The sequence below is a fragment of the Aromatoleum anaerobium genome (assembly GCF_012910705.2).
GTDB lineage: Bacteria > Pseudomonadota > Gammaproteobacteria > Burkholderiales > Rhodocyclaceae > Aromatoleum > Aromatoleum anaerobium.
The window spans coordinates 163088-184399 of the sequence record NZ_WTVG02000035.1; the positions used below are offsets into that span (position 1 = coordinate 163088).

The 21312-nt window shown below is 64.3% G+C and carries 19 protein-coding genes and 2 CRISPR repeat arrays (1 of these 21 running past the window's edge); of the genes, 13 read left to right on the forward strand and 6 right to left on the reverse strand.

What is annotated here, in order from left to right; genetic code table 11:
* The 5 genes from GO606_RS03970 to GO606_RS03990 form a co-directional block, all read right to left on the reverse strand.
* Positions 1-1029 carry a fumarylacetoacetate hydrolase family protein gene (locus tag GO606_RS03970; protein WP_169118828.1) on the reverse strand — a complete coding sequence of 343 codons (1029 nt, stop codon included), beginning with the start codon at positions 1027-1029 and terminating at the stop codon, positions 1-3.
* Positions 1026-1577 carry a VOC family protein gene (locus GO606_RS03975; protein ID WP_169118827.1) on the reverse strand — a complete coding sequence of 184 codons (552 nt, stop codon included), beginning with the start codon at positions 1575-1577 and terminating at the stop codon, positions 1026-1028. Before GO606_RS03975 ends, GO606_RS03970 begins: the two co-directional genes overlap by 4 nt.
* A 25-nt stretch (positions 1578-1602) precedes the next feature.
* Entirely contained in the window at positions 1603-1827 is a 225-nt protein-coding gene (locus tag GO606_RS03980; RefSeq protein WP_169118826.1) for a DUF2783 domain-containing protein, read from the reverse strand.
* A 12-nt stretch (positions 1828-1839) separates the two neighbouring features.
* Positions 1840-3519 carry an FAD-dependent oxidoreductase gene (locus tag GO606_RS03985; RefSeq protein ID WP_169118825.1) on the reverse strand — a complete coding sequence of 560 codons (1680 nt, stop codon included), beginning with the start codon at positions 3517-3519 and terminating at the stop codon, positions 1840-1842.
* 97 nt (positions 3520-3616) lie between these two features.
* Positions 3617-4579 carry an MBL fold metallo-hydrolase gene (locus tag GO606_RS03990; protein WP_169118824.1) on the reverse strand — a complete coding sequence of 321 codons (963 nt, stop codon included), beginning with the start codon at positions 4577-4579 and terminating at the stop codon, positions 3617-3619.
* A gap of 150 nt (positions 4580-4729) precedes the next feature.
* On the opposite strand from GO606_RS03990, the gene GO606_RS03995 reads away from it, so the two are divergent.
* The 12 genes from GO606_RS03995 (at position 4730) to cas2e (ending at position 16314) form a co-directional block, all read left to right on the forward strand.
* Positions 4730-5560, forward strand: a complete 831-nt coding sequence (locus tag GO606_RS03995) for an IclR family transcriptional regulator (RefSeq protein ID WP_246979350.1) — start codon at positions 4730-4732, stop codon at positions 5558-5560.
* 90 nt (positions 5561-5650) lie between these two features.
* Positions 5651-6634 (forward strand): helix-turn-helix transcriptional regulator, encoded by a 984-nt coding sequence (locus tag GO606_RS04000; RefSeq protein WP_169118823.1) that lies wholly within the window; start codon positions 5651-5653, stop codon positions 6632-6634.
* Between the two features lie 66 nt (positions 6635-6700).
* A complete protein-coding gene (cas3, locus tag GO606_RS04005; RefSeq protein WP_169118822.1) occupies positions 6701-9355 on the forward strand; it encodes a CRISPR-associated helicase Cas3' in 2655 nt (884 codons plus the stop codon).
* A 303-nt stretch (positions 9356-9658) separates the two neighbouring features.
* Positions 9659-11248 carry a type I-E CRISPR-associated protein Cse1/CasA gene (gene casA / locus GO606_RS04010; protein WP_169118821.1) on the forward strand — a complete coding sequence of 530 codons (1590 nt, stop codon included), beginning with the start codon at positions 9659-9661 and terminating at the stop codon, positions 11246-11248.
* Entirely contained in the window at positions 11245-11823 is a 579-nt protein-coding gene (gene casB, locus GO606_RS04015; protein ID WP_211166652.1) for a type I-E CRISPR-associated protein Cse2/CasB, read from the forward strand. Before casA ends, casB begins: the two co-directional genes overlap by 4 nt.
* Positions 11824-11835: 12 nt before the next feature.
* Positions 11836-12981: a type I-E CRISPR-associated protein Cas7/Cse4/CasC gene (gene cas7e, locus GO606_RS04020; RefSeq protein ID WP_169118820.1), complete on the forward strand. Its 1146-nt coding sequence runs from the start codon at positions 11836-11838 to the stop codon at positions 12979-12981.
* Between the two features lie 3 nt (positions 12982-12984).
* Positions 12985-13647, forward strand: coding sequence for a type I-E CRISPR-associated protein Cas5/CasD (cas5e, locus tag GO606_RS04025; protein WP_169118819.1), 663 nt, complete (start codon positions 12985-12987; stop codon positions 13645-13647).
* The gene (gene cas6e, locus GO606_RS04030) at positions 13622-14254 is read left to right on the forward strand and encodes a type I-E CRISPR-associated protein Cas6/Cse3/CasE (protein WP_169118818.1); all 633 of its coding nucleotides are present in this window, start codon (positions 13622-13624) and stop codon (positions 14252-14254) included. Before cas5e ends, cas6e begins: the two co-directional genes overlap by 26 nt.
* A 46-nt stretch (positions 14255-14300) precedes the next feature.
* Positions 14301-14642, forward strand: coding sequence for a type II toxin-antitoxin system prevent-host-death family antitoxin (locus GO606_RS04035; RefSeq protein WP_169118817.1), 342 nt, complete (start codon positions 14301-14303; stop codon positions 14640-14642).
* Positions 14626-15108, forward strand: a complete 483-nt coding sequence (locus tag GO606_RS04040) for a PIN domain-containing protein (protein ID WP_169118816.1) — start codon at positions 14626-14628, stop codon at positions 15106-15108. The genes GO606_RS04035 and GO606_RS04040 overlap by 17 nt, the downstream gene beginning before the upstream one ends.
* 2 nt (positions 15109-15110) lie before the next feature.
* Positions 15111-16037 (forward strand): type I-E CRISPR-associated endonuclease Cas1e, encoded by a 927-nt coding sequence (gene cas1e, locus GO606_RS04045; protein ID WP_169118815.1) that lies wholly within the window; start codon positions 15111-15113, stop codon positions 16035-16037.
* A complete protein-coding gene (cas2e, locus tag GO606_RS04050; RefSeq protein WP_169118814.1) occupies positions 16018-16314 on the forward strand; it encodes a type I-E CRISPR-associated endoribonuclease Cas2e in 297 nt (98 codons plus the stop codon). Before cas1e ends, cas2e begins: the two co-directional genes overlap by 20 nt.
* A 91-nt stretch (positions 16315-16405) precedes the next feature.
* Positions 16406-17166: a CRISPR direct-repeat array (repeat unit 29 nt; unit sequence GTGTTCCCCACGCCCGTGGGGATGAACCG).
* Between the two features lie 7 nt (positions 17167-17173).
* On the opposite strand, the gene GO606_RS04055 is transcribed toward cas2e, so the two are convergent.
* Positions 17174-17488 (reverse strand): LexA family protein, encoded by a 315-nt coding sequence (locus GO606_RS04055; RefSeq protein WP_246979211.1) that lies wholly within the window; start codon positions 17486-17488, stop codon positions 17174-17176.
* Between the two features lie 32 nt (positions 17489-17520).
* On the opposite strand from GO606_RS04055, the gene GO606_RS04060 reads away from it, so the two are divergent.
* Positions 17521-18642, forward strand: coding sequence for an IS630-like element ISAzo9 family transposase (locus GO606_RS04060; protein WP_169120929.1), 1122 nt, complete (start codon positions 17521-17523; stop codon positions 18640-18642).
* Positions 18643-18683: 41 nt separating this feature from the next.
* A CRISPR array of direct repeats spans positions 18684-21312; the repeat unit is 29 nt; unit sequence GTGTTCCCCACGCCCGTGGGGATGAACCG; it runs 1995 nt beyond the window's last position.

Consider the following 21312-nt stretch of genomic DNA (forward strand, 5'->3'; position numbering starts at 1 on the left):
TCAGCGCTCGAGCGGTACCACCGTCTGCTCGATCGCGCCGAACACGTCTTCGCCGCGCGCGGTCAGCATCTCGATCCGGATGCGATCGCCGAAACGCATGAACGGCGTCTTTGGCGTGCCGGTTTCGATCGTCTCGTAAGTCCGCACTTCGGCGAGGCAGCAGTAGCCGACGCCGCCATTTTCGATGCTCGAACCGTGCAGCCCGCCCTGCCTGTTCGACACGGTGCCCGAACCGATGATCGAGCCGGCTTCGAGCTCGCGCGTCTTCGCGACATGGGCGATCAGCTGCGGAAAGCTGAAGGTCATGTCGACGCCGGCGTTCGGGCAGCCGAAAAGCTGGCCGTTGTGGGTCACGCGCAGCGGCAGATGCACGCGCCCGTCGTGCCACGCCATGTCGAGCTCGTCCGGCGTGACCGCGACCGGCGAGAACGCCGAGGCCGGCTTCGACTGGAAGAAACCGAAGCCTTTCGCGAGCTCGGCCGGAATCAGGTTGCGCAGCGAAACGTCATTGACGAGCATCAGCAGGCGGATCTTCAGCGCGCATTCGTCGGCGGAGGCGCCGAGGGGCACGTCGCCGGTGACAACCGCCACTTCAGCCTCGAAGTCGATCCCCCAGTCCTCGCTCGCCGCGACGATGTCATCGCGCGGGCCGATGAAACTGTCCGAGCCGCCCTGGTACATCAGCGGATCGGTGTGGAACGACGGCGGCAGCTCGGCGCCGCGGGCGCGACGCACGAGTTCGACGTGGTTGACGTACGCCGAACCGTCCGCCCACTGGTACGCGCGCGGCAGCGGCGAATGGCACTGCGCCGGGTCGAACGGGATCACATGCCGGCCGAATTTTCCGGCCCGCCCGTGGTTGAGCATGTCGTAGACCAGCTCGAGGTCGTCGACGACGGCGTCCCAGTCGTCGAGCGCCGCCTGCAGCGTCTTCGCGATCGCCGCGACCGGCTGGCAGCGCGTGAGGTCGCGGCTGACGACGACCAGCGTGCCGTCACGGCCGCCGCGCTTGAGCGTCGCGAGCTTCATTGTGCGCCCCCTTCCCGGCTCATGCTGCCGTCGTGCATCCAGCGCGCGTGCTGCGGCGCCCGCTTCGTCCGCGACCATTCCTCGATCATGTCCCGCTTGACCGCGTCGAGCTTCTCGAGCATTTCCGGCGTGCCGGTGTTCGCCGCGAGTTCGAGCCGGTGGCCGCTCGGGTCGAAGAAGTAGATCGACTTGAAGATCGTGTGATCAGTCGGGCCGACGACCTCGATGCCGGCGGCTTCGAGGCGCGCCTTCGTCGCGAGCAGCACGTCCACCGACTCGACTTCCATCGCCAGATGCTGCACCCAGTCCGGCGTATTGCGGTCGCGGTCCATCGGCGGCTTGGTCGGCAGCTCGAAGAACGCCAGCACGTTGCCCTGGCCGGCGTCGAGGAAGATGTGCATGTACGGGTCGGGCGCTTTCGTCGACGGCACTTCGTCCTCGGCGATCGCGAGCACGAGCTTCATGCCGAGGTGCTTTTCGTACCACTCGACGGTTTCCTTCGCATCGCGGCAGCGGTACGCGACGTGGTGAATCTTCTTGATCAGCATCGGGCTCTCCTGGGCGGAATGCACGTCACGCGCCGTCGCGGGCGATTTTCATCGCTTCGCGCAGCACCGAGATGTCGCCGATATGGTTCGCGAGCAGCAGGATCAGGCGCGCATTGACCATCGCGCTCTGCTCGGCGGTGAGGTCGCGGTGCGTCTCGATCAGCACCTCGTAGAAGTCGTCACCGGGGCTGAACGCGCGGAAATAGCGTTTGCCGGGCGTGAAGAAGTTCGAATCGGTATTGAGGCTCATGTTTTCGCTCCTTCAGGCGTTGCAGGTGGCGCGGGCGAGCGCGGCGCGGACGAGGCCGGCATCGAACGTGCGCCAGCGTGCCGCGACGTGCTGGTCGGGCCGCACGAGGTAGGTCGTGGCCGGTTGCAGATCGTAGCGCTCGCGGATGCGCTCGCGGCTGTCGATCAGCGTTTTCAACCCACCCGGAGCGGTGCCGCGCTCGGCGACGACGAGGACTTCGACCGCGACCGGCGCATCGGCCAGCGCGGCCAAGGCGGCGGCGTCGACCGGGGCGATGGCCGCTGCGTCCGGGGCATAGTAGAGCAGCTGGAAGCGGTTGCCGGTGGCCTGCAGCAGCCACTGCTCGCCGCCCGGCGTCTCGCACGGCGCGTCGTCGAGCGGCGCGCCCGGCACCATGACGCCGGCGAAGACATCGGCGTCCGGCGTGTTGAGCCGCGATTCGGTGAGAAAGCTCGGCACCGACAGGCGGCCGGAATTGACCAGCGCGCGGGCGAACGGGTAGTCCTTCGCCAGACCCAGCACGGCGTTGCGGAACATCTTGCTGACGGCGCTTTTGGGCGTGATGAAATCGGTCGAGCGCGTCGAATTGACCAGGTTCTCGTCGGCCGCGAACATCCGTTCTTCCGAATACGTGTCGAGCAGCGCGGGCGGCGCCTTGCCGTCGAGGACGAGCTTCAACTTCCACACCAGGTTGTCGCTGTCCTGGATGCCCGAGTTCGCGCCGCGCGCGCCGAACGGCGACACCTGATGCGCGGCGTCGCCGGTGAACAGCAGCCGGCCGTGGCGGAACTCGTGCATGCGCCGGCACTGGAACGTATACACGCTGACCCATTCGAGTTCGAACTCGCGCTCCTCATTTCCCTTAGCTGCCAGCATCGCCTTGATGCGCGGAATCACGTTCTCGGGCTTTTTCTCCTCTTCCGGGTCGGCGCGCCAGCCGAGCTGGAAGTCGATGCGCCACACGTTGTCGGCCTGGCGGTGCAGCAGCACGGACTGGTTCGGGTGGAACGGCGGGTCAAACCAGAACCAGCGTTCCGCCGGGTAATCCGCCTTCATGACGACGTCAGCGATCAGGAAGCGGTCCATGAAGATCTTGCCTTCGACTTCCAGCCCCATCATGTGGCGGATCGGGCTGCGTGCGCCGTCGGCGACGACGAGCCAGTCGGCATCGAGCGAATACGCGCCATCGGGTGTTTCGACGCGCAGCGCGACGCGCTCGCCTTCGTCGGCCACGCCGATGACATTGTTCTTCCAGCGCAGATCGATGTTCGGCAGGCTCTGCGCCCGGCGCACGAGGTGTTCCTCGAGGTAGTACTGCTGCAGGTTGATCATGCCCGGACGATGGTGGTCGGGCTGCGGGCACAGGTTGAAGTTGAACACTTCCTCCTCGCGGAAAAAAGTGCGCCCGACGTTCCACGACACGCCTTTCTGCACCATCTCTTCGGCGCAGCCGAGCCGGTCCATGATCTCGAGCGCACGCTTCGCGTAGCACACGCCGCGCGAGCCGATGCTCACCGTGTCGTCATTGTCGAGCAGCACGACCGGCGTGCCCTGGATCGCCAGGTCGATCGCCGCGGCCAGGCCCACCGGGCCGGCGCCGACGACGACGACCGGATAATGCCCGTCGCGCTGCCCGGCAAGTTCCGGCGGCCTGCGGTATTCGAACTTCGGATAGTTGTACGTGCTGAGCACGGGTTCTCCTCCTCTCTGCTTTTGATCGGCCGACGCCGCCTTCTGCGGGCGGTCACCGGCCTGTCGTCTGTCTCGTCTGTCGGGGCGGGGGTGCGGACTATTGCTGCAGCGCGTGCCACATCTGCTGGTCGCGCTCGGCGGTCCAGATACGCGGATCACGGATGCCCGACGCCTCGTCGAACGCACGTGTCACGTCGAACGGCAGGCAGTGCTCGTAGATGAACACCTCGCCGAAATGCGGATCCATGTGCTTGCGCGTGAGTTCCATCGTCGCCTTGAGGTCCATGCCCTGCGCGACCGCCTCCTGCGCGCTGCGGTACAAGGCGATGACGAAAGCCTTCGTGTAGGCGAGCCCCTGCTCCACCCGCTCGGGCGTCGTCAACGCCGGGCCGCGACCGGGCACGAGCTTTGCCGCACCGAACTGGGCCAGCCGGTCGAGCGTCGCCGGCCAGTCGGCGAGGTAGGCATCGCCGGTGTAGCAGGCCGCGTCGTACTCGACGAGATCGCCCGAAAACAGTACGCCGTCCTGCGGCAGCCACACCACCGTGTCGCCCTTCGTGTGGCCGCGGCCGACCTGCATGATCTTCACTTCGAGCTTGCCGAGCCACAGGCTCATCTCACCCTGGAACGTGAGCGTCGGCCAGGTCAGCCCGGGCACGCTCTCAACCGCGTCGAACAGGCGCGGGAAGCGGCCGATCTCGGAATCCATGTCCTGCTGGCCGCGCTCGACGATCAGGTCATACGTATCGCGGCTGGCGATGATCTGCTCGAGCCCTTCGCTCTTGTAGCCGGACGCGCCAAGCACGCGCACGGCGTGGTAATGCGTCAGCACGACGTACTTGATCGGCTTGTCGGTGATCTCGCGCACCTTGGCGATGACGCCCTGCGCCATCACCGGCGTCGCGGTGGCGTCGATGATCATCACGCCGTCGTCGCCGACGATGATGCCGGTGTTCGGATCGCCCTCGGCGGTGTAGGCCCAGGCGTGGTCGGAAAGCTGCTCGAAGCTGATCTGCTTCTCTTCGAGGTCGGCTTGCGAAGCGAAAACCTTGGTGTTCATGAACGGACTCCTTGAAAGGCGGGGGATGGACAAAGCGTAGACGACGATTTGTTATTAGTCAATCGATTCGCTATTGTTAAATTCACCCACCCCCGGAAAGTATGTTTTTGCCGCCCCGCTGCTAAGATTCGCGCCGCACAGGAGACCACCGTGAAAGACGAGCAAGTGACCGGGCTAATCGCCACACGCCCCGCCGAACGTAACGGCGACCGCCGCGGCATCCAGTCGATCGAAGTCGGCGGCGCGCTGCTGCAGGCCCTCGTGCGCCACGGCGCACCGATGATCCTCAAGGACCTCGCCCGCGAAGCCGGCATGCCGCCGGCCAAGGCCCACCCCTACCTCGTCAGTTTCGGCAAGCTCGGCCTGATCGAACAGGACCCGCTGACCGGCCGTTACGGGCTCGGCGCGTTCTCGCTGCAGCTGGGCCTGTCGGCGCTGCACGGACTCAACCCGCTGCGCGTCGCGACGCCGGAAGCCGCGAAGCTCTCCGACGAGATCGGCCAGAACGTCGCGATCGCGGTGTGGGGCAACCAGGGCGCGACGGTCGTCAGCATCGAGGAATGCAGCCGCCAGGTGCACGTGAACATGCGCGTCGGCACGGTGATGAACCTCGTCACCTCCGCAACCGGCCGCGTCTTCGCCGCGTTCCTGCCGGCGCGCCTGACCGAAACGCTGATCACCGAAGAGCTCGCCCATCTCGCCCGCGCCAGCGACCCGTCGCTGCACCTGACGAGAAGACAGCTCGACGACGAGCTGGAAGAAATCCGCCGCCAGCGCCTCGCCCGCGCCGTCGGCCAGCCGATCCCCGGCATCAACGCGTTCTGCGCCCCGGTCTTCGACCACAACAGCCACATCGCGCTGACGATCACCGCAATGGGCGCCGCCGACAACTTCGATGCAGACTGGCACGGCCCGCTGGCAGAGAAACTGCGAGGCTGCGCGGAGTCGATCTCGGCGCGGCTGGGGAAGACGGAAGGCTGATCTGGAAAATATGCAAAGAGCAATGACGTAATTCCTCGTCAAATGCCATAAGGATTGTCAGGATCACGCAACCCCACCCGCGAGGTTGCCGTGAGCCAGACCGATCGCATCGTCCGCATCCGCGCGCTGCTCGACCAGCGGCGCGCCGTCAGCCGCCGGACGCTGCTCGACACGCTCGAAATCTCCGCCGCGACGCTCAAGCGTGACATCGCCTTCCTGCGCGACGCGATGAATACCCCGATCGTGTGGGACCGCGAACTCGGCGGCTACCGCCTCGATCTCGCCCAGACCCGCGGCGCGCAATACGAACTGCCCGGCCTGTGGTTCTCCGACAAGGAAATCCACGCACTGCTGACGATGCAGCATCTCCTCGCCAACCTCGACCCCGGCGGCCTCCTCGCCCCGCACGTGCAGCCGCTCGTCGCCCGCCTCGACAAACTGCTCGGCGCCGCCGAACACGCCGCCGACGAAGTCCGGCGCCGCGTGCTGATCGTCGGCATCGGCAAGCGCAGCATGAAACTCGCCCACTTCGAAAACATCGGCTCCGCGCTGCTGCGGCGCAAACGCCTCGCGATCCGCTACTACGCCCGCGGCCAGGACGAAGAGTCGACACGCGAGATCTCCCCGCAGCGCCTCGTCCACTACCGCGAAAACTGGTACCTCGACGCCTGGTGCCACCTGCGCGGCGCCCTGCGCAACTTCGCCGTCGACAGCATCCGCAAGGTGGAACTGCTCGAACGAACGGCGAAAGACGTGGCGAACTGCACCCTCGACACGGTCCTCGGCCCGGGCTACGGCATCTTCGCCGGCGAACAGTTGCAATGGGCGAAGCTGCGCTTCTCTGCCGAACGCGCCCGCTGGGTCGCCACGGAACACTGGCATCCGCAGCAAAAAGGGGCGTTCGAGGAGGATGGCAGCTACGTGCTGGAAGTGCCGTATGCGGACCACCGGGAATTGGTGATGGATGTGCTGAAGCACGGGACGCATTGCGAGGTGCTGGGGCCGGAGGAGTTGCGGGGGGTTGTGGCGGCGGAAGTGGTGGCCATGTCGGCCAAATATCCAGTCAGAAAATGAAGGGAGGGGTCATCCTGTGAGCCCGTCCACCTGCATCATGGCTGCGACGTTCCAGGTGAGAAACCGATGATTCAATTCTCGAGACTGTCGGCCGCGTGCCGCTATGTATGGGCCAAGAGCGGCGAAGGACACGGCCATGGGGTGCTCGCCCATATGCTAGACGTGGCCGCGGTCGCGACCGCGATCCTCGAGCGCGAGGCGCCCAGCACCCGAAGTTGGATAGCCCGCAACTTCGCACTGCCGTTTGATTCGGCGGTGCGATGGTTAGCGACAATCGTCGGCCTCCATGACTTTGGCAAGGGGATCACGGGCTTTCAGGCGAAATGGCCGGAAGGGCGACAAGTTGATGAGTCCGCCGGTTTGCCGTTCGCGCCACGCAACCTCGAACCCCACGACCATGCGGCCGCGACATGGGCTCTGCTGCGAGCACTGCTGAGCGAAAAGATCGAACATCGGGGCTGGATCAGCGGCGTCCTGCAGGGGATCAGCGCACACCACGGTTTCAACTACCTGCGACCAGAAATTGAACGCGCACGACCGGCATATGAAGCGACCGCTTGGACCGACACGCGGCAGGAGCTCTTCGATGCCTACTGGCAAACGATGGCACCTATTGGCCAGCCCACGTGCGAAGCGCTGTCGCTTACTGCCGTCGAGTGGCTGGCGGGGCTCACAAGTGTTGCCGACTGGATCGGTTCCAATGCTGAGTGGTTCCCGCTTGGTGAACGGGCCGATGACCTGACCAAACACTTCGACGCAGCCAGGCAACTAGCCGAACGCGCACTCGATCGCATCGGCTGGCCGCATTTCCGCCCGCTTCTGGCCGGAGTGGAAGACATCGACCGCCTGATCCGACGCATTATTGGCACTGACGACGAAGTCCGGGCTCGCCCCCTTCAGGCCACCGCCGACACGCTGCTTGCGAGTGCCGACGGACCGACGTTACTGATCGTCGAAGCCCCCATGGGCGAAGGCAAGACTGAACTGGCTATGCTGGCCCACCTGCGCTTGCAAGCGGCAAACCATCACCGGGGCCTCTACGTCGCCCTGCCGACGCAGGCGACCGGCAACGCGATGTTCGACCGCACCTTGAGTTTTCTGCGCGCTTTCACCGATGGCATGCCGCTCGATATCCAGCTCGCCCATGGCGGCGCCGTGCTGGATGAGCGCGTCGCACATCTGCGCGGCATTCACGGAGAACCGGGCGACAATGTGAGTTCTTCGGCCTGGTTCTCCCAACGTCGTCGTGCGCTGATCTCGCCCTATGGCGTCGGCACCATTGATCAGGCGCTGTTCGCGACGCTCAACGTCAAGCATCACTTCGTACGCCTGTGGGGCTTGGCCAACCGGGTCGTCGTCCTCGACGAAGTGCACGCCTACGACACTTACACCAGCGGCCTGATCGCCGCGCTGCTGCGCTGGTTGAAGGCGCTCAACTGCTCGGTTGTACTGATGAGTGCGACGCTTCCACGGAAACGCCAGACGGAACTGCTGGCTGCGTGGGGCATTGCGAAATCCGACGTGCCGACACTCGCCTACCCACGCCTGCTTGCAGCACATCAAGGGGGAATCATCGGAGATACCGTCGCAGCCCGCCCGTTACCCCCAATTAACGTGCACGGCATCGCGGAGGCGCCGGAAGCACTCGCCGCTCACGCGATGGCACAGCTCGCATCGGGCGGTTGCGGCGCCATCGTCGTCAATACCGTGGACCGCGCCCAACAACTATATCGGCTGTTGCATGATCAGCTTTCCGCCGACTGCACATTGATGCTGTTTCATGCCCGCTATCCCGCCGACGAGCGCAGCCAGCGCGAACGGGCAGTCCTGGGCTCCTTCGGCCGGAACGGAAAACGCCCGGCCCGTGCCCTGCTGATCGCCACTCAAGTGGCGGAACAGAGCCTGGATATCGACTTCGATTTCATGATCTCCGACCTTGCTCCGATCGACCTCCTGCTCCAGCGCGCCGGACGTCTGCACCGGCACGAGCGTACGCGCCCCGACGCACACAGCGAGGCGCAACTCGCGGTCGCCGGCCTGATCGCGGGGCGCTTTCCAGAGCTCAAGGAAACGGCGTGGCAGTACGTGTACGACGCCTATATCCTCGGTCGTACCTGGGCGCTGACCGCAAGCGAGACCGTATGGCAGTTGCCGCACGATATCGACCGGCTGGTCCAGCGTGTCTACGACGACGACGTCGAACTACCGGATGACCTTTCAGCGGAAGATCGCAAACGCATCGACGAAAGTACCTACGGCGAGCACCGCGCCAAGGAACAGCAAGAGTTTCTCTATGCCATGCATGCAGCCATCGACGCCGATGCCGAACCCCAGCATGCCTACGCGGACAAACCCCGCGGCAATGAGGAAGGCGAGGGGTTGGGCATCCGCAATCGCACTCGTCTGGGCGATGACGGCATCACAGTCGTTCCCGTCTGGGTGTCGGACACAGGTTGGCGCGTACATCCGGACGAGCCCCCATTCAACCCTGAGGAACCGGCATCCGACGCCTTGGCACACCGCCTGTTTGCCCGTCAGCTCAAATTGAGCCACAAGGCCGTAGTCGCCGAGCTCGGCGCTGTCGAGCCCCCCCGCTGCTTCACCGAGCACCCCCTGCTACGAAACCTGAAACCCCTGCGTTTCGCCGACGGCCACGCCACAGCAGGCGACCTGACACTACGGCTCGATCCGGAGTTGGGGCTGGTTTATGACAAGGGCTGAAAAGCGAAATGACGGCAACAGCTGTAGGCGTAAGTATGCGGGACGACGGGAAGTCCCCGCCGCCCCGCATACAGCCCCGCGAGGCGGGGAATACCTTGCGTAACCGACAGCAGCAACACTGAACAAGGTCCATCCCCGTGCAGACGGGGAAACAGCCCTGCGATTGTATCGAGAGCAACGCCAGGACGCAGTGCCATGAATGCGTTTCGTATAACACGGAACACTTTGCATAGTTTAATTACATATGCTAATTTGATTCTACGAAACACCACCTCCGCACTTTCTTGAGCGAGGACACATGCGATGACACGCAGCTTCAACCTGTTGGACGAACCGTGGATTCCGGTGCACTTCGGCACAGGCGAACGCCGGGAGATCGGACTGATCGAGCTCTTCAAGCGCGCCAATGACATCACTGCGCTGACCGAAACGTCGCCCCCCAACCTGATCGCGCTGCATCGCCTGCTGCTGGCGATCACCCATCGGGCGCTGATTCAAACGAAGGGCAACTGGAAGGATAGGGACCGGGCGGAGTGGTACCGCAAGGGCTTACCGCCTGATGCCCTGCGCGGCTATCTCGAACAATGGCGGGATCGCTTCTGGCTATTCCACCCGGAACATCCGTTCATGCAGGTCGCCGCACTGGCCGAGGCAGCGGAAACGCGAGACAAGACAAAACCCTGGACTCAGATCACGCTGGACAGCGCCAACGGCAATGCACCAGTGGTATTCGATCATTCGGTCGACACAATCCCGTCCGCAATTTTGCCTGCGCAGGCCCTTCGCAACCTCTTGGGTTTCCTGCAATTCACGCCGGGTGGCCTCGTCAAGGTGATTCGCGGTTCGGACAAAGCGGGGGCACTGGCGAACACGGCGGCAGTGTTGCCGCTTGGCCAAAGCCTGAATCAGACCTTGTGTCTGGCGCTTCATCCGTCGAGTCGCGCCAGCGAATACGATCTTCCCGCGTGGGAATCCACACCGCCGATGCTTGCCGCGCTGAGCGCCGATTCTCGCCTTGCCACCGGACCGTGCGACCGCTACACCCGCCTGTCGCGCGCTGTGTTGTTCATCCGGGACGACGACACGTCCGGCATTCGTCACATTCGGTTTGCCGCCGGACTGGCGCTGGCCGACGATGCAAACGCACCGGACCCGATGGCAAGCTACCGGATCGGCACAAACGGCCCGGTTCGCGTTTCCTTCACCGAAGGACGTGCGGTATGGCGGGATCTTTCATCGCTGATGCCGGATAGCAGCGGCAAGCTTGCCATTCCCGCCAGCGTCCTCGCATGGGCCGCGGCGCTCCACGAAGCAACGGATACGTGGGATGCAGAAGTGCCAGTACTTGTTGCCGGACTGGCCAGCGACCAGGCCAAGCTGCTGCGCTGGCGCTCGGAACGCTTCACCCTCCCGGCGCCCCTCCTGCTCAACCCCGATGCGGGAATGCTACTGCGGCAACAACTCAAAGCGGCCGACGACACCTGGTTCCGCTTGCGTGGCATCGCCGCCGACATGATCGCGGAGACGATGCCCGATCCGGCCAGCAAGGACACACGCACACGGGCTCGGGCAGTGCTCGACAACGGCCCGTGCGCGGCAGCCTACTTTGCCAATGCCGAACGTTCCCTGCCCCGCCTGTTGCAGCGCATCGCCAACGGGGAGATCGACGAGGCTGACAGCCACTGGCGCAACACTCTCGCCGTCTCAGCACAGAACGCATGGGAAGCGGTTTGCCGAAGTCTCGGACAATCGACAGAAGCCATTCGCGCCGAAGCGCGGACCCATTTCAGGTTGCGCCTCTTGCTGCGCGAATTGCGCGGCGAAGTTGCCGGCACCGCCAGACCAACCCCAAAGACCGAACCCAGCATTGAAGCCGAGGAGGTATATCCGTGACCGCAGCAAGCTCACCCAAGCAGCCCAGCCTGGCGCAGGACTTCGTGCGGCACCTCATGCATCTTGCCGAACGAGACCGGGGCGCGTTGGCGGCGTTGCGGCGTAGCCTAGCCTTCGACCCAGGCAGTTATCCGCCCGCCTTCCCTTTCGTAGAACGCTTTGTCGGATCCCAGCGCCATACGGCGGATCCGTTCCGCAAAGCGCTCTACGTGGCGGCTGGCCTCTTTGCCCTGCACCCGGCGCAGCGCGCCGACTACAGCCTTGCAATGGCCTTCGGGCACCTGAAACTCAAACGCGACAGCAACAGTATCGAACAGCGCTTCATCACGCTACTCGCCGCGGATCCCGAGAACCTGTCGAACTACCTGCGGCAAGCCGTTTCGCTGCTGGCCGCCGATGGCATTGCCTTCGATTACACCATGCTGCTCGACGATCTCACCCGATGGCTCAACCCCTACGCACACGAGCAGCGCGACGCACTGCGCCAGCGATGGGCAAGAGATTTCTACCGGGCGCTCGCCCCGCGCGAGGCCGGAGAAGATGCAGTTCCCGATTCCAGCACGATCACCGAATAAAGCGAGGACGTCATGGCCCTGTTTGTCGAGTTCCACCTGATCCAGAACTTTGCCCCTTCCAATCTCAATCGTGACGATACCGGCGCACCGAAAGATGCACTCTTCGGCGGCCACCGCCGAGCGCGGGTGAGCAGCCAGTGCTTCAAGCGAGCAATCCGGCTTGCGGCCAAGGATCACGCCACCATTCCCCCCGAGTTTCAGGGCGTGCGCACCAAGAAGTTGGTACAGATGATCGAGGAGCGTCTCGCCGCAATGGGCCGCAACGAAGCACAGCCACGCATCGAAGCGGCCCTCAATGCAGCCGGTCTCAAGCTCAAGGACGACGGCAAAACCGAGTACCTGCTGTTCCTCGGCATGAACGAGATCGACGGCTTTGCCCGGTTGGTGAACGAACACTGGGACGAACTGGTAACCGCGACGGGAGGGAACGGCGAGAAGAAGAGCAAGAAGGAAGCGAAAGCCAGTGCTCCGGAGGGCGTAGCGAAGAAGGCCAAAGCCTTGCTCGACGGGGGCAAGGCAGTGGACGTGGCGCTGTTTGGCCGCATGCTCGCCGATCTACCCGAAGTCAATCAGGACGCCGCATGCCAGGTCGCGCATGCCATCAGCACCCATCGCGTAGAGCGTGAGTTCGACTACTTTACTGCCGTCGACGACGAGGGTGCAGCCGACGAAACCGGTGCCGGCATGATCGGCCAGGTGGAGTTCAACTCCGCCACCTTCTATCGTTACGCTGTCGTCGACGCAAACAAGCTGGCAAACAACCTTCAACAGGACTCGGCACTGGCGCTCACCGGCCTGGAAGCCTTCACCAAGGCGATGGCACGCGCTATCCCGACGGGCAAGCAGAACACCTTTGCCGCGCACAACCTGCCGAGCTTCGTCGGCGTCGTGCTGCGCCGGACAAGCCCGATCAACCTCGCCAACGCTTTCGAGAAGCCCGTCTGGCCGAAACAGGACTTCCCGCTGAGTGCACTCTCGGTCGCGGCATTGGCCGAGCACGACACCAAGGTCAGCGCCGTCTACAGCGACGGCCAGGATGCGTGGGCCTATCTCGACCTCTCGGGCATGTGGCCGGACGGCAAGGGCAAGGGACAACCCAATCTTGATGCACTGGCCGCCTGGGTGAAGGAGCAGGTCGCAGCCCGATTGGGAGTCTGAACCATGCCGACTCTGCTCTTGCGACTGGCCGGCCCGATGCAGTCATGGGGTACCACCAGCCGCTTCGATGAACGCGACACCCAACTCGAGCCCTCCAAATCCGGCGTCCTCGGCCTCGTTTGCGCTGCGCTAGGACGCGACCGGGCCGAGGCAATCGACGATCTTGCCGCTTTGCGCATGGGCGTTCGGGTGGACCAGGAAGGCATCCTGATGCGTGACTACCAGACCGCCACCGGCGTCATGATTGCCACAGGCAAGGCCGACCTTAAGCGCACGGTCGTCAGCCCGCGCTACTACCTGGCCGATGCCGCGTTTCTCGTCGGACTGGAAGGCTCAGACCGCAGACTGCTCGAATCCATACAACAAGCATTGCGAGCACCGGTTTGGCCGCTTTCACTCGGCCGCAAGAGTTTTCCGCCAAGCCAACCGGTCTGGCTGCCGGACGGCCTGCGGGAGTCAGACCTGGAAACCGCGCTGCGCCAGGAGCCGGCCATCGCGGAGCCGCAGAGGGAGCACACGGGTCATGGCGTTCGGCTGATGACGGAGCATGCATCGGAAGGCGCCGTCCGGCTGGACCAGCCCCTCGCCCCATTCGCCACGCGCCGCTTCGGGCCGCGCTTTGTTCGTTCAGGAGTGGTCGATGTACTTATCCAAGCTCATCCTTGACCACGGCCATCCGCAGGCGCGACGCGATCTTGCCGACGCGTACGAGATGCACCGGACCTTGTGCCGTGCATTTTCTCCACTTGCCGATGCCCCACCCAAGCGCTTCTTGTGGCGCGCCGAGTACAACAACGGTCACACTGACACCGATGGCGCCGTTGTTCTGGTGCAATCGACTGAGCCGGGCGACTGGCAAACGCTGCTCGCCCAGCATGACTATGCTCGACAACTCCATGCCAACAAGAATGTGGATCTTGGCGCGCTCCTGCGACAAGGCCGACGCTACCATTTCCGCATTGTGGCCAATCCTACCGTCACGCGCGCCGGGAAACGCTATGGGCTGTCACAGGAGGACGAACAGCAAGCGTGGCTCGCACGCCAGGGAGAACGTTATGGCTTCCGGCTCCTCGAGGCCGTCCGTGGCAGCAGCGAACGCCTGACGGTCAGGCAGCACAACAAGGGGAACAGGATTACGGTTCAGACCGTACGGTTTGACGGGATCCTGGAAGCCGCCAATGTAGAAGCGCTCGGAAAGGGCCTGCTCTGCGGCATCGGGCACGGCAAGGCGCTCGGACTGGGAATGCTGTCCCTTGCCCCAGCGCGCGGCTGAGATTGTTCTATCATTTGATAGCACAATCATGAGATCGGGGCCGTCCATGGAAACCTTCACCGTCCGCGACCTGCGCGAGCGCACCGGGGAACTGATCCGGGGCGCCGAGGCGGGCAAACTGTCCGTCATCACCAAGCACGGCAACCCGGTCTTCGTGGCGGTCCCCTTCGATGACGCCCTGCTGGAAAGCGGGGTACGGACCTCGCTGGCGATCAAGCTGTTCGACGAGGGCACGGTCACGCTGGCCCAGGCTGCGAAGCTGGCCGGGCTCGGGATCGAGGAGATGATCGAGCGCACCGGCGCGGCAGGCGTGGCCGTGGTGCAGCAAACACCGGCCGAGCTGGACGAGGAGCTCGATGTGATCGCGCGTCATGGTCGTCGCCGATAGCGGACCGCTGATCGCGTTGGCACGACTGGAGCTGCTTCGGTTGCTGCCGAGCCATTTCGATGAAGTGCTGGTGCCCGATGAGGTCTTTGCCGAATGCACGATTCAGCCGCAGCGCCTCGGCGCCCGGGCGATTCTCGCCGCGCGCGAGTCCGGGTTGTTCGAGTGTGTCGCAGTGACGGGGACAGCGCAGTTTGCAGCAGACCATCTGCTCGGACGCGGCGAGGCGGCGGCGCTGATTCTGGCGCGGGACCGGGCCTGTCCTGCCCTTGTCGACGAACGCAAGGGACGCCGGGTCGCGCAGCAGCTTGGCATTCCGGTCGTGGGCACCGTCGGCATACTGCTTGCCGCACGACAAGCCGGCAACGTCGACGCGCTCTCGCCGCTTTTCGATGCGCTGGCCGCGTTCGGCTATCGAGTGCCGGCAGATCTGATGCGCGAAGCGCTTCGCCGCGCAGGAGAACTCTGAACGTGCTTCCACCGCTCAAACCCATCCCTATCAAGGAACGGATGTCGATCGTCTTCGTCGAGAAGGGCGAGATCGACGTCGTGGACGGTGCCTTCGTCGTCGTCGACAATCAGGGCCTTCGGGTACGCCCGGTGCTCACGCATATTCCGGTGGGCGGGGTTGCCTGCATCATGCTGGAGCCGGGCACGCGGGTATCCCATCGGGCGGCAGCGCTGGCGGCGCGGGTGGGAACGTTGCTCGTGTGGGTTGGTGAAGCCGGCGTCCGGCTCTATTCATCCGGCCAGCCCGGCGGCGCGCGGGCAGACCGACTGCTCTATCAGGCGAAGCTGGCTCTCGATGAAGCACTGCGACTGAAGGTCGTGCGCAAGATGTATGCGGTGCGGTTCGGCGAGGAGCCGCCGACGCGACGAAGCGTCGAACAGTTGCGCGGTATCGAAGGCGCACGAGTACGGCGCACCTATCAGTTGCTGGCACAGAAATTCGGTGTGAAATGGTCGGGACGCGACTACAACCCGGAGAGTTGGGATGTGTCGGATTTGCCCAACCGCTGCCTGTCCTCGGCGACGGCGGCGCTGTATGGCGTGACGGAGGCTGCCGTACTCGCCGCAGGCTACGCACCCGCGGTAGGCTTCATCCACACGGGAAAACCGCTGTCGTTCGTCTATGACGTTGCGGATATCTACAAGTTTGAAACCGTCGTCCCGGCCGCATTCAAAGTAGCCGCGAGCGGACCACCGAACCCGGAACGTGCGGTACGCCTCGCCTGTCGCGACATTTTCCGGCAAACGAAACTGCTGGAGCGGATCATCCCGGACATCGAGGAAATCCTCGCTGCCGGCGAAATTCCGCGACCGGAAGCGCCTGAAAACGCTGTCGGCCCCGCCATTCCGAATCCGGAGAACTTGGGCGATGCTGGTCATCGTGCTTGAAAACGCTCCGCCCCGTTTACGCGGGCGGCTTGCTGTGTGGCTGCTGGAGATACGTGCCGGGGTCTACGTGGGCAATTACTCGCGCAAGGTGCGGGAGCACGTTTGGGAGCAGGTGGAGGAAGGCATCGAAGACGGTAACGCAGTGATGGCATGGCATACAAACAACGAAGCAGGCTTCGAATTTCAAACTCTCGGTGCCAACCGGCGTCTGCCCGCTGATTGGGACGGAGTACGGCTGGTGAGCTTCCACCCGGAAGCCGACAACCCCGATCCTTAACAATCCGAAAAATATCTTTTTGGCATACAATTCAGCCGGTAGCATTTGAACACTCTGAAATCCCATTAGAATTCATGGAGATGGAAGAAGTGTGTTCCCCACGCCCGTGGGGATGAACCGACGTCCCCGCCGGGACTGTTGATCGCGACCGTGTGTTCCCCACGCCCGTGGGGATGAACCGCGGGAATTTTTGGTACGGGGTGCGCCGGTTGTGTGTTCCCCACGCCCGTGGGGATGAACCGTCATGGCGTGGATTTTCGTCATTGGCCTTATCGTGTTCCCCACGCCCGTGGGGATGAACCGCGAACTAATGTGCTGTTTCTTCTGGTTTTCTCGTGTTCCCCACGCCCGTGGGGATGAACCGCGCGACGACCTGGCCGGCTGGAAACTGGCGCAGTGTTCCCCACGCCCGTGGGGATGAACCGTCCGGGTCGCAGAACGCAGCCCCTTCGGGCACGTGTTCCCCACGCCCGTGGGGATGAACCGTAAGGCTCAGGCGAGGCGATCGAGCGGGCTGGGTGTTCCCCACGCCCGTGGGGATGAACCGGTCGCCAGCTCGGGGATTCGGCCTCTGAGTGGGTGTTCCCCACGCCCGTGGGGATGAACCGGTGAAGGAACAAGCCGAGGCGCTGGCATTCGTGTGTTCCCCACGCCCGTGGGGATGAACCGTTCATCAATCACATGAGGAAATCGAAATGGCTGTGTTCCCCACGCCCGTGGGGATGAACCGCTTGCGCTGCCAAAGCAGGTTTATTACCTGCTGTGTTCCCCACGCCCGTGGGGATGAACCGATTGCGCCGAACAGCTGCAGAAAGCCGTGCGCGTGTTCCCCACGCCCGTGGGGATGAACCGGGGAATACTAGTACCTCTGCACACAGAATTTGACAGGTTGATGGTCGGGCGAGCGCAGGAGGGGCAGGGCTTCGGGCGGGGCGAGGAGTCGGATGCTGCGTGCGACTCCAGGCTGTCGGCTGAGGAGTCCCAGGCGCTCGAGCGTGAGCACCATCTGATGCACCGAGGGTGGCGTGATGTGGAAGTAGCGTTGCAAGTCGGCTTCGGCCGGCGGCCGGCCGAGCACCTGAGTGTACGCATAGATGAAGGCGAGGTACTGCCCTTGCACCGGTGTGAAGCGCGGTGACGAAGGGGTGAGTTCCGCGTCGGAGTTCTGGCTCATTTGTTGTCTCTCCAGATTTTGGAGGGGCCGCGATGAATGTACGCTACCGGGTCGAATTGAGCCAAGCCGAACGCGACGAATTGAGGATGCTGCTGGGCGGCGGCAAGGCAGCGGTGCGCAAGGTGAAACGCGCGCAGATCCTGCTGGCGGCCGATGCCGGAGCCGGCGACGAGGAGATTGCCACGAACGTCGGAGTGGGCAGCTCGACGGTCTATCGGACCAAACGCCGCTTCGTGCTGGGCAGCATCGAAGCGGCGCTCAGCGACGAGCCGCGCCCCGGGGCGGAGCGCAAGCTCACCGGCAAGGAAGAGGCGCTGCTGGTCGCCACGGCATGCACCAAGCCGCCAACGGGGCGGTCGCGCTGGACGCTCGAATTGCTGGCGGGGGAGATAGTCAAGCTCACCGAGCACGCGAGCCTGTCACGCGAGACGGTGCGCCGCCGCCTGGCGGAGAACGAGCTCAAGCCTTGGCGCCAGAAGATGTGGTGCATCCCGCAGGTCGACGGTCACTACGTTGCCCGGATGGAGGACGTGCTCGACCTCTACGCTGAAGTCCCCGATCCCGAGCGCCCGGTGGTCTGCTTCGATGAAAGTCCCACCCAGCTCATCGGCGAGGCGCGCCAGCCCATCCCGGCGATGCCCGGACAGCTCGAGCGCTACGACTACGAGTATCGCCGCAACGGGACCGCCAACCTGTTCGTCTTCCTCGACGCGCACCGGTCCTGGCGCCGGGTCAAGGTAACCGAGCAGCGCACCGCGCGCGACTTCGCCGAATGCATGCGCGAACTGGTCGACTGCCACTATCCGCAGGCCGAGCGTATCCGTGTCGTCCTCGACAACCTGTCGACCCATACGCCCGGCGCGCTCTATGAAGCCTTCCCGGCGCCCGAAGCTCATCGGTTGCTGCATCGTCTGGAATTCCATTACACCCCCAAGCACGCCAGCTGGCTCAACATGGTCGAGATCGAAATCGGGGTGCTGCGCAGCCAGTGCCTCGACCGGCGCATCGGCGACCGCGACCGACTCGTCAGCGAAATTGCAGCTTGGGAGCAGCAGCGCAACGCCATCGGCGCTCGCATCCACTGGATGTTCACCACCGACCGCGCCCGGAGCAAACTGGCCCGCGCTTACCCGCACCCAGCCAAACAGTCATAACCTCTGTGCAGAGGTACTAGTTACGCGGGTCGGTGGGGCATGTGTTCCCCACGCCCGTGGGGATGAACCGGGGCAGGAGTCCCTGAGTACGTCGCTCAGCTTGTGTTCCCCACGCCCGTGGGGATGAACCGGTGTTCGGCCTCTACAAATCCGCGTCGCTGCAGTGTTCCCCACGCCCGTGGGGATGAACCGTATTTCCGCGAGGCCTGCGTCGCGCTGTCGATCGTGTTCCCCACGCCCGTGGGGATGAACCGAATGAACCGCGCAGCCCGCCGCCAGGCCAGCCGTGTTCCCCACGCCCGTGGGGATGAACCGTCGTCAATGCCCTCCGCGAACTGGAGGAAAACGTGTTCCCCACGCCCGTGGGGATGAACCGAAGCGGGACGAGGCGCGGGCGGCTGGGTGACGGTGTTCCCCACGCCCGTGGGGATGAACCGCCATTGAGTATGATGCGTTTCTCATTTTCAAAGTGTTCCCCACGCCCGTGGGGATGAACCGGGGGGCGATCTTCATCGTGATCGCGCCCGTCGCGTGTTCCCCACGCCCGTGGGGATGAACCGCTCGATTCGATGGCGGTCCAGTCGCCGTAGCGGTGTTCCCCACGCCCGTGGGGATGAACCGGCGCAGAACGGCTCACGCCGCGCGCCTCGTCGGTGTTCCCCACGCCCGTGGGGATGAACCGCACACGAGATAACAATAACAAAATCCATTTGCGTGTTCCCCACGCCCGTGGGGATGAACCGGATGACGAATTGATGCTTGGATAGGAAACTAGGTGTTCCCCACGCCCGTGGGGATGAACCGAACCTGCTCCAGAGGAGGAACCGCCGAAAGACGTGTTCCCCACGCCCGTGGGGATGAACCGTTCGCCGCTGTTCCGGTTGTGGCTGTGCTGTTGTGTTCCCCACGCCCGTGGGGATGAACCGCCGTCCATAAGCAAGCTTCGCGTGATGCAGCAGTGTTCCCCACGCCCGTGGGGATGAACCGTAGCTGGTGACCACAGCCCGGAATCGCGCCAACGGTGTTCCCCACGCCCGTGGGGATGAACCGTAGCCACAGCGCATCGAGCAGCGGGGCGGCGTGTGTTCCCCACGCCCGTGGGGATGAACCTGCAGCACGCGATCGCGAAACGGCAGCGCCGCGGTGTTCCCCACGCCCGTGGGGATGAACCGCGAATATGACCTCTACCTCGACTGGGTCTACCGTGTTCCCCACGCCCGTGGGGATGAACCGGTGGCGATGGAATCCGGCGCGGTCAGGCCGGCGTGTTCCCCACGCCCGTGGGGATGAACCGCAGATGGTCAAACTCGACGCCCCCAAGAGGCCGTGTTCCCCACGCCCGTGGGGATGAACCGTGGCTGTGGATGAGATCAGTGTTGAGGAAGATGTGTTCCCCACGCCCGTGGGGATGAACCGCATGAGCAAGATCAAGGCGGCGAGAAAGGCCAGTGTTCCCCACGCCCGTGGGGATGAACCGGCGCCGACGCGCTGCGGCAATGGGCGCAGGCCGTGTTCCCCACGCCCGTGGGGATGAACCGCTGGCGTTCGAGGTGTCGGACGAGCTGCGCTAGTGTTCCCCACGCCCGTGGGGATGAACCGGCATCGTCGAGACGCAGCGCTGGATGATTGCGGTGTTCCCCACGCCCGTGGGGATGAACCGCCTCGATGAGCTTGCGTACGAGCGGGCTCGCTTGTGTTCCCCACGCCCGTGGGGATGAACCGGTCGGCGACGGCGACGGCCTGGCCGTCGGGGCGTGTTCCCCACGCCCGTGGGGATGAACCGGCCGCGCAGTACTTGACCGTGTCGCCGGCGTAGTGTTCCCCACGCCCGTGGGGATGAACCGGCCACCTTGTGAATACCCTCATTCCTATGGAGGTGTTCCCCACGCCCGTGGGGATGAACCGACCCTCGTCGCCGCGCAGAGAGTCATCGAGCAGTGTTCCCCACGCCCGTGGGGATGAACCGACGTACTCGAAGCGATGCGGCAAGCGCTCGACGGTGTTCCCCACGCCCGTGGGGATGAACCGCGGGTGGCAGAGGTCGTTGGAATCGACCCTGCGTGTTCCCCACGCCCGTGGGGATGAACCGCCAGTCGCGAAGACCAGCATCTCACCGAAGACGTGTTCCCCACGCCCGTGGGGATGAACCGCGAAACCCGAAGCGCCCGCGATGCGTTGGCTGGTGTTCCCCACGCCCGTGGGGATGAACCGAAGAAGGCGCTGCCGGTCTTGTCGCGGATCTTTGTGTTCCCCACGCCCGTGGGGATGAACCGGCGGCGCTGAACCGCTCGATCGGCTGGAACGAGTGTTCCCCACGCCCGTGGGGATGAACCGCGAACTGGCTCGGGCGAAACTGCACATCCTGACGTGTTCCCCACGCCCGTGGGGATGAACCGCCTCTCCCGCATTCAGGGGTGCACCCTGAATTGTGTTCCCCACGCCCGTGGGGATGAACCGCACGCGCGATGACTGCGCTTGGCTCGGCTCGCGTGTTCCCCACGCCCGTGGGGATGAACCGAAGCTGCGCATGACGGAAGAGGACCTGGTGATGTGTTCCCCACGCCCGTGGGGATGAACCGTACTTGTACCAGATCGCGACAGGACGGCGTAGGTGTTCCCCACGCCCGTGGGGATGAACCGGATTCTGGCGCGACGACGCGAAAGTGAAGA

What these genes read in the sequence shown, in the direction of transcription:
- GO606_RS03970 (WP_169118828.1), bottom strand. Translation starts at nt 1,029, where the DNA reads ATGAAGCTCGCGACGCTCAAGCGCGGCGGCCGTGACGGCACGCTGGTC.
- GO606_RS03975 (WP_169118827.1), bottom strand. Translation starts at nt 1,577, where the DNA reads ATGCTGATCAAGAAGATTCACCACGTCGCGTACCGCTGCCGCGATGCG.
- GO606_RS03980 (WP_169118826.1), bottom strand. Translation starts at nt 1,827, where the DNA reads ATGAGCCTCAATACCGATTCGAACTTCTTCACGCCCGGCAAACGCTAT.
- GO606_RS03990 (WP_169118824.1), bottom strand. Translation starts at nt 4,579, where the DNA reads ATGAACACCAAGGTTTTCGCTTCGCAAGCCGACCTCGAAGAGAAGCAG.
- cas3 (WP_169118822.1), top strand. Translation starts at nt 6,701, where the DNA reads ATGATTCAATTCTCGAGACTGTCGGCCGCGTGCCGCTATGTATGGGCC.
- casA (WP_169118821.1), top strand. Translation starts at nt 9,659, where the DNA reads ATGACACGCAGCTTCAACCTGTTGGACGAACCGTGGATTCCGGTGCAC.
- cas7e (WP_169118820.1), top strand. Translation starts at nt 11,836, where the DNA reads ATGGCCCTGTTTGTCGAGTTCCACCTGATCCAGAACTTTGCCCCTTCC.
- cas5e (WP_169118819.1), top strand. Translation starts at nt 12,985, where the DNA reads ATGCCGACTCTGCTCTTGCGACTGGCCGGCCCGATGCAGTCATGGGGT.
- cas6e (WP_169118818.1), top strand. Translation starts at nt 13,622, where the DNA reads ATGTACTTATCCAAGCTCATCCTTGACCACGGCCATCCGCAGGCGCGA.
- GO606_RS04035 (WP_169118817.1), top strand. Translation starts at nt 14,301, where the DNA reads ATGGAAACCTTCACCGTCCGCGACCTGCGCGAGCGCACCGGGGAACTG.
- GO606_RS04040 (WP_169118816.1), top strand. Translation starts at nt 14,626, where the DNA reads ATGGTCGTCGCCGATAGCGGACCGCTGATCGCGTTGGCACGACTGGAG.
- cas2e (WP_169118814.1), top strand. Translation starts at nt 16,018, where the DNA reads ATGCTGGTCATCGTGCTTGAAAACGCTCCGCCCCGTTTACGCGGGCGG.
- GO606_RS04055 (WP_246979211.1), bottom strand. Translation starts at nt 17,488, where the DNA reads ATGAGCCAGAACTCCGACGCGGAACTCACCCCTTCGTCACCGCGCTTC.
- GO606_RS04060 (WP_169120929.1), top strand. Translation starts at nt 17,521, where the DNA reads ATGAATGTACGCTACCGGGTCGAATTGAGCCAAGCCGAACGCGACGAA.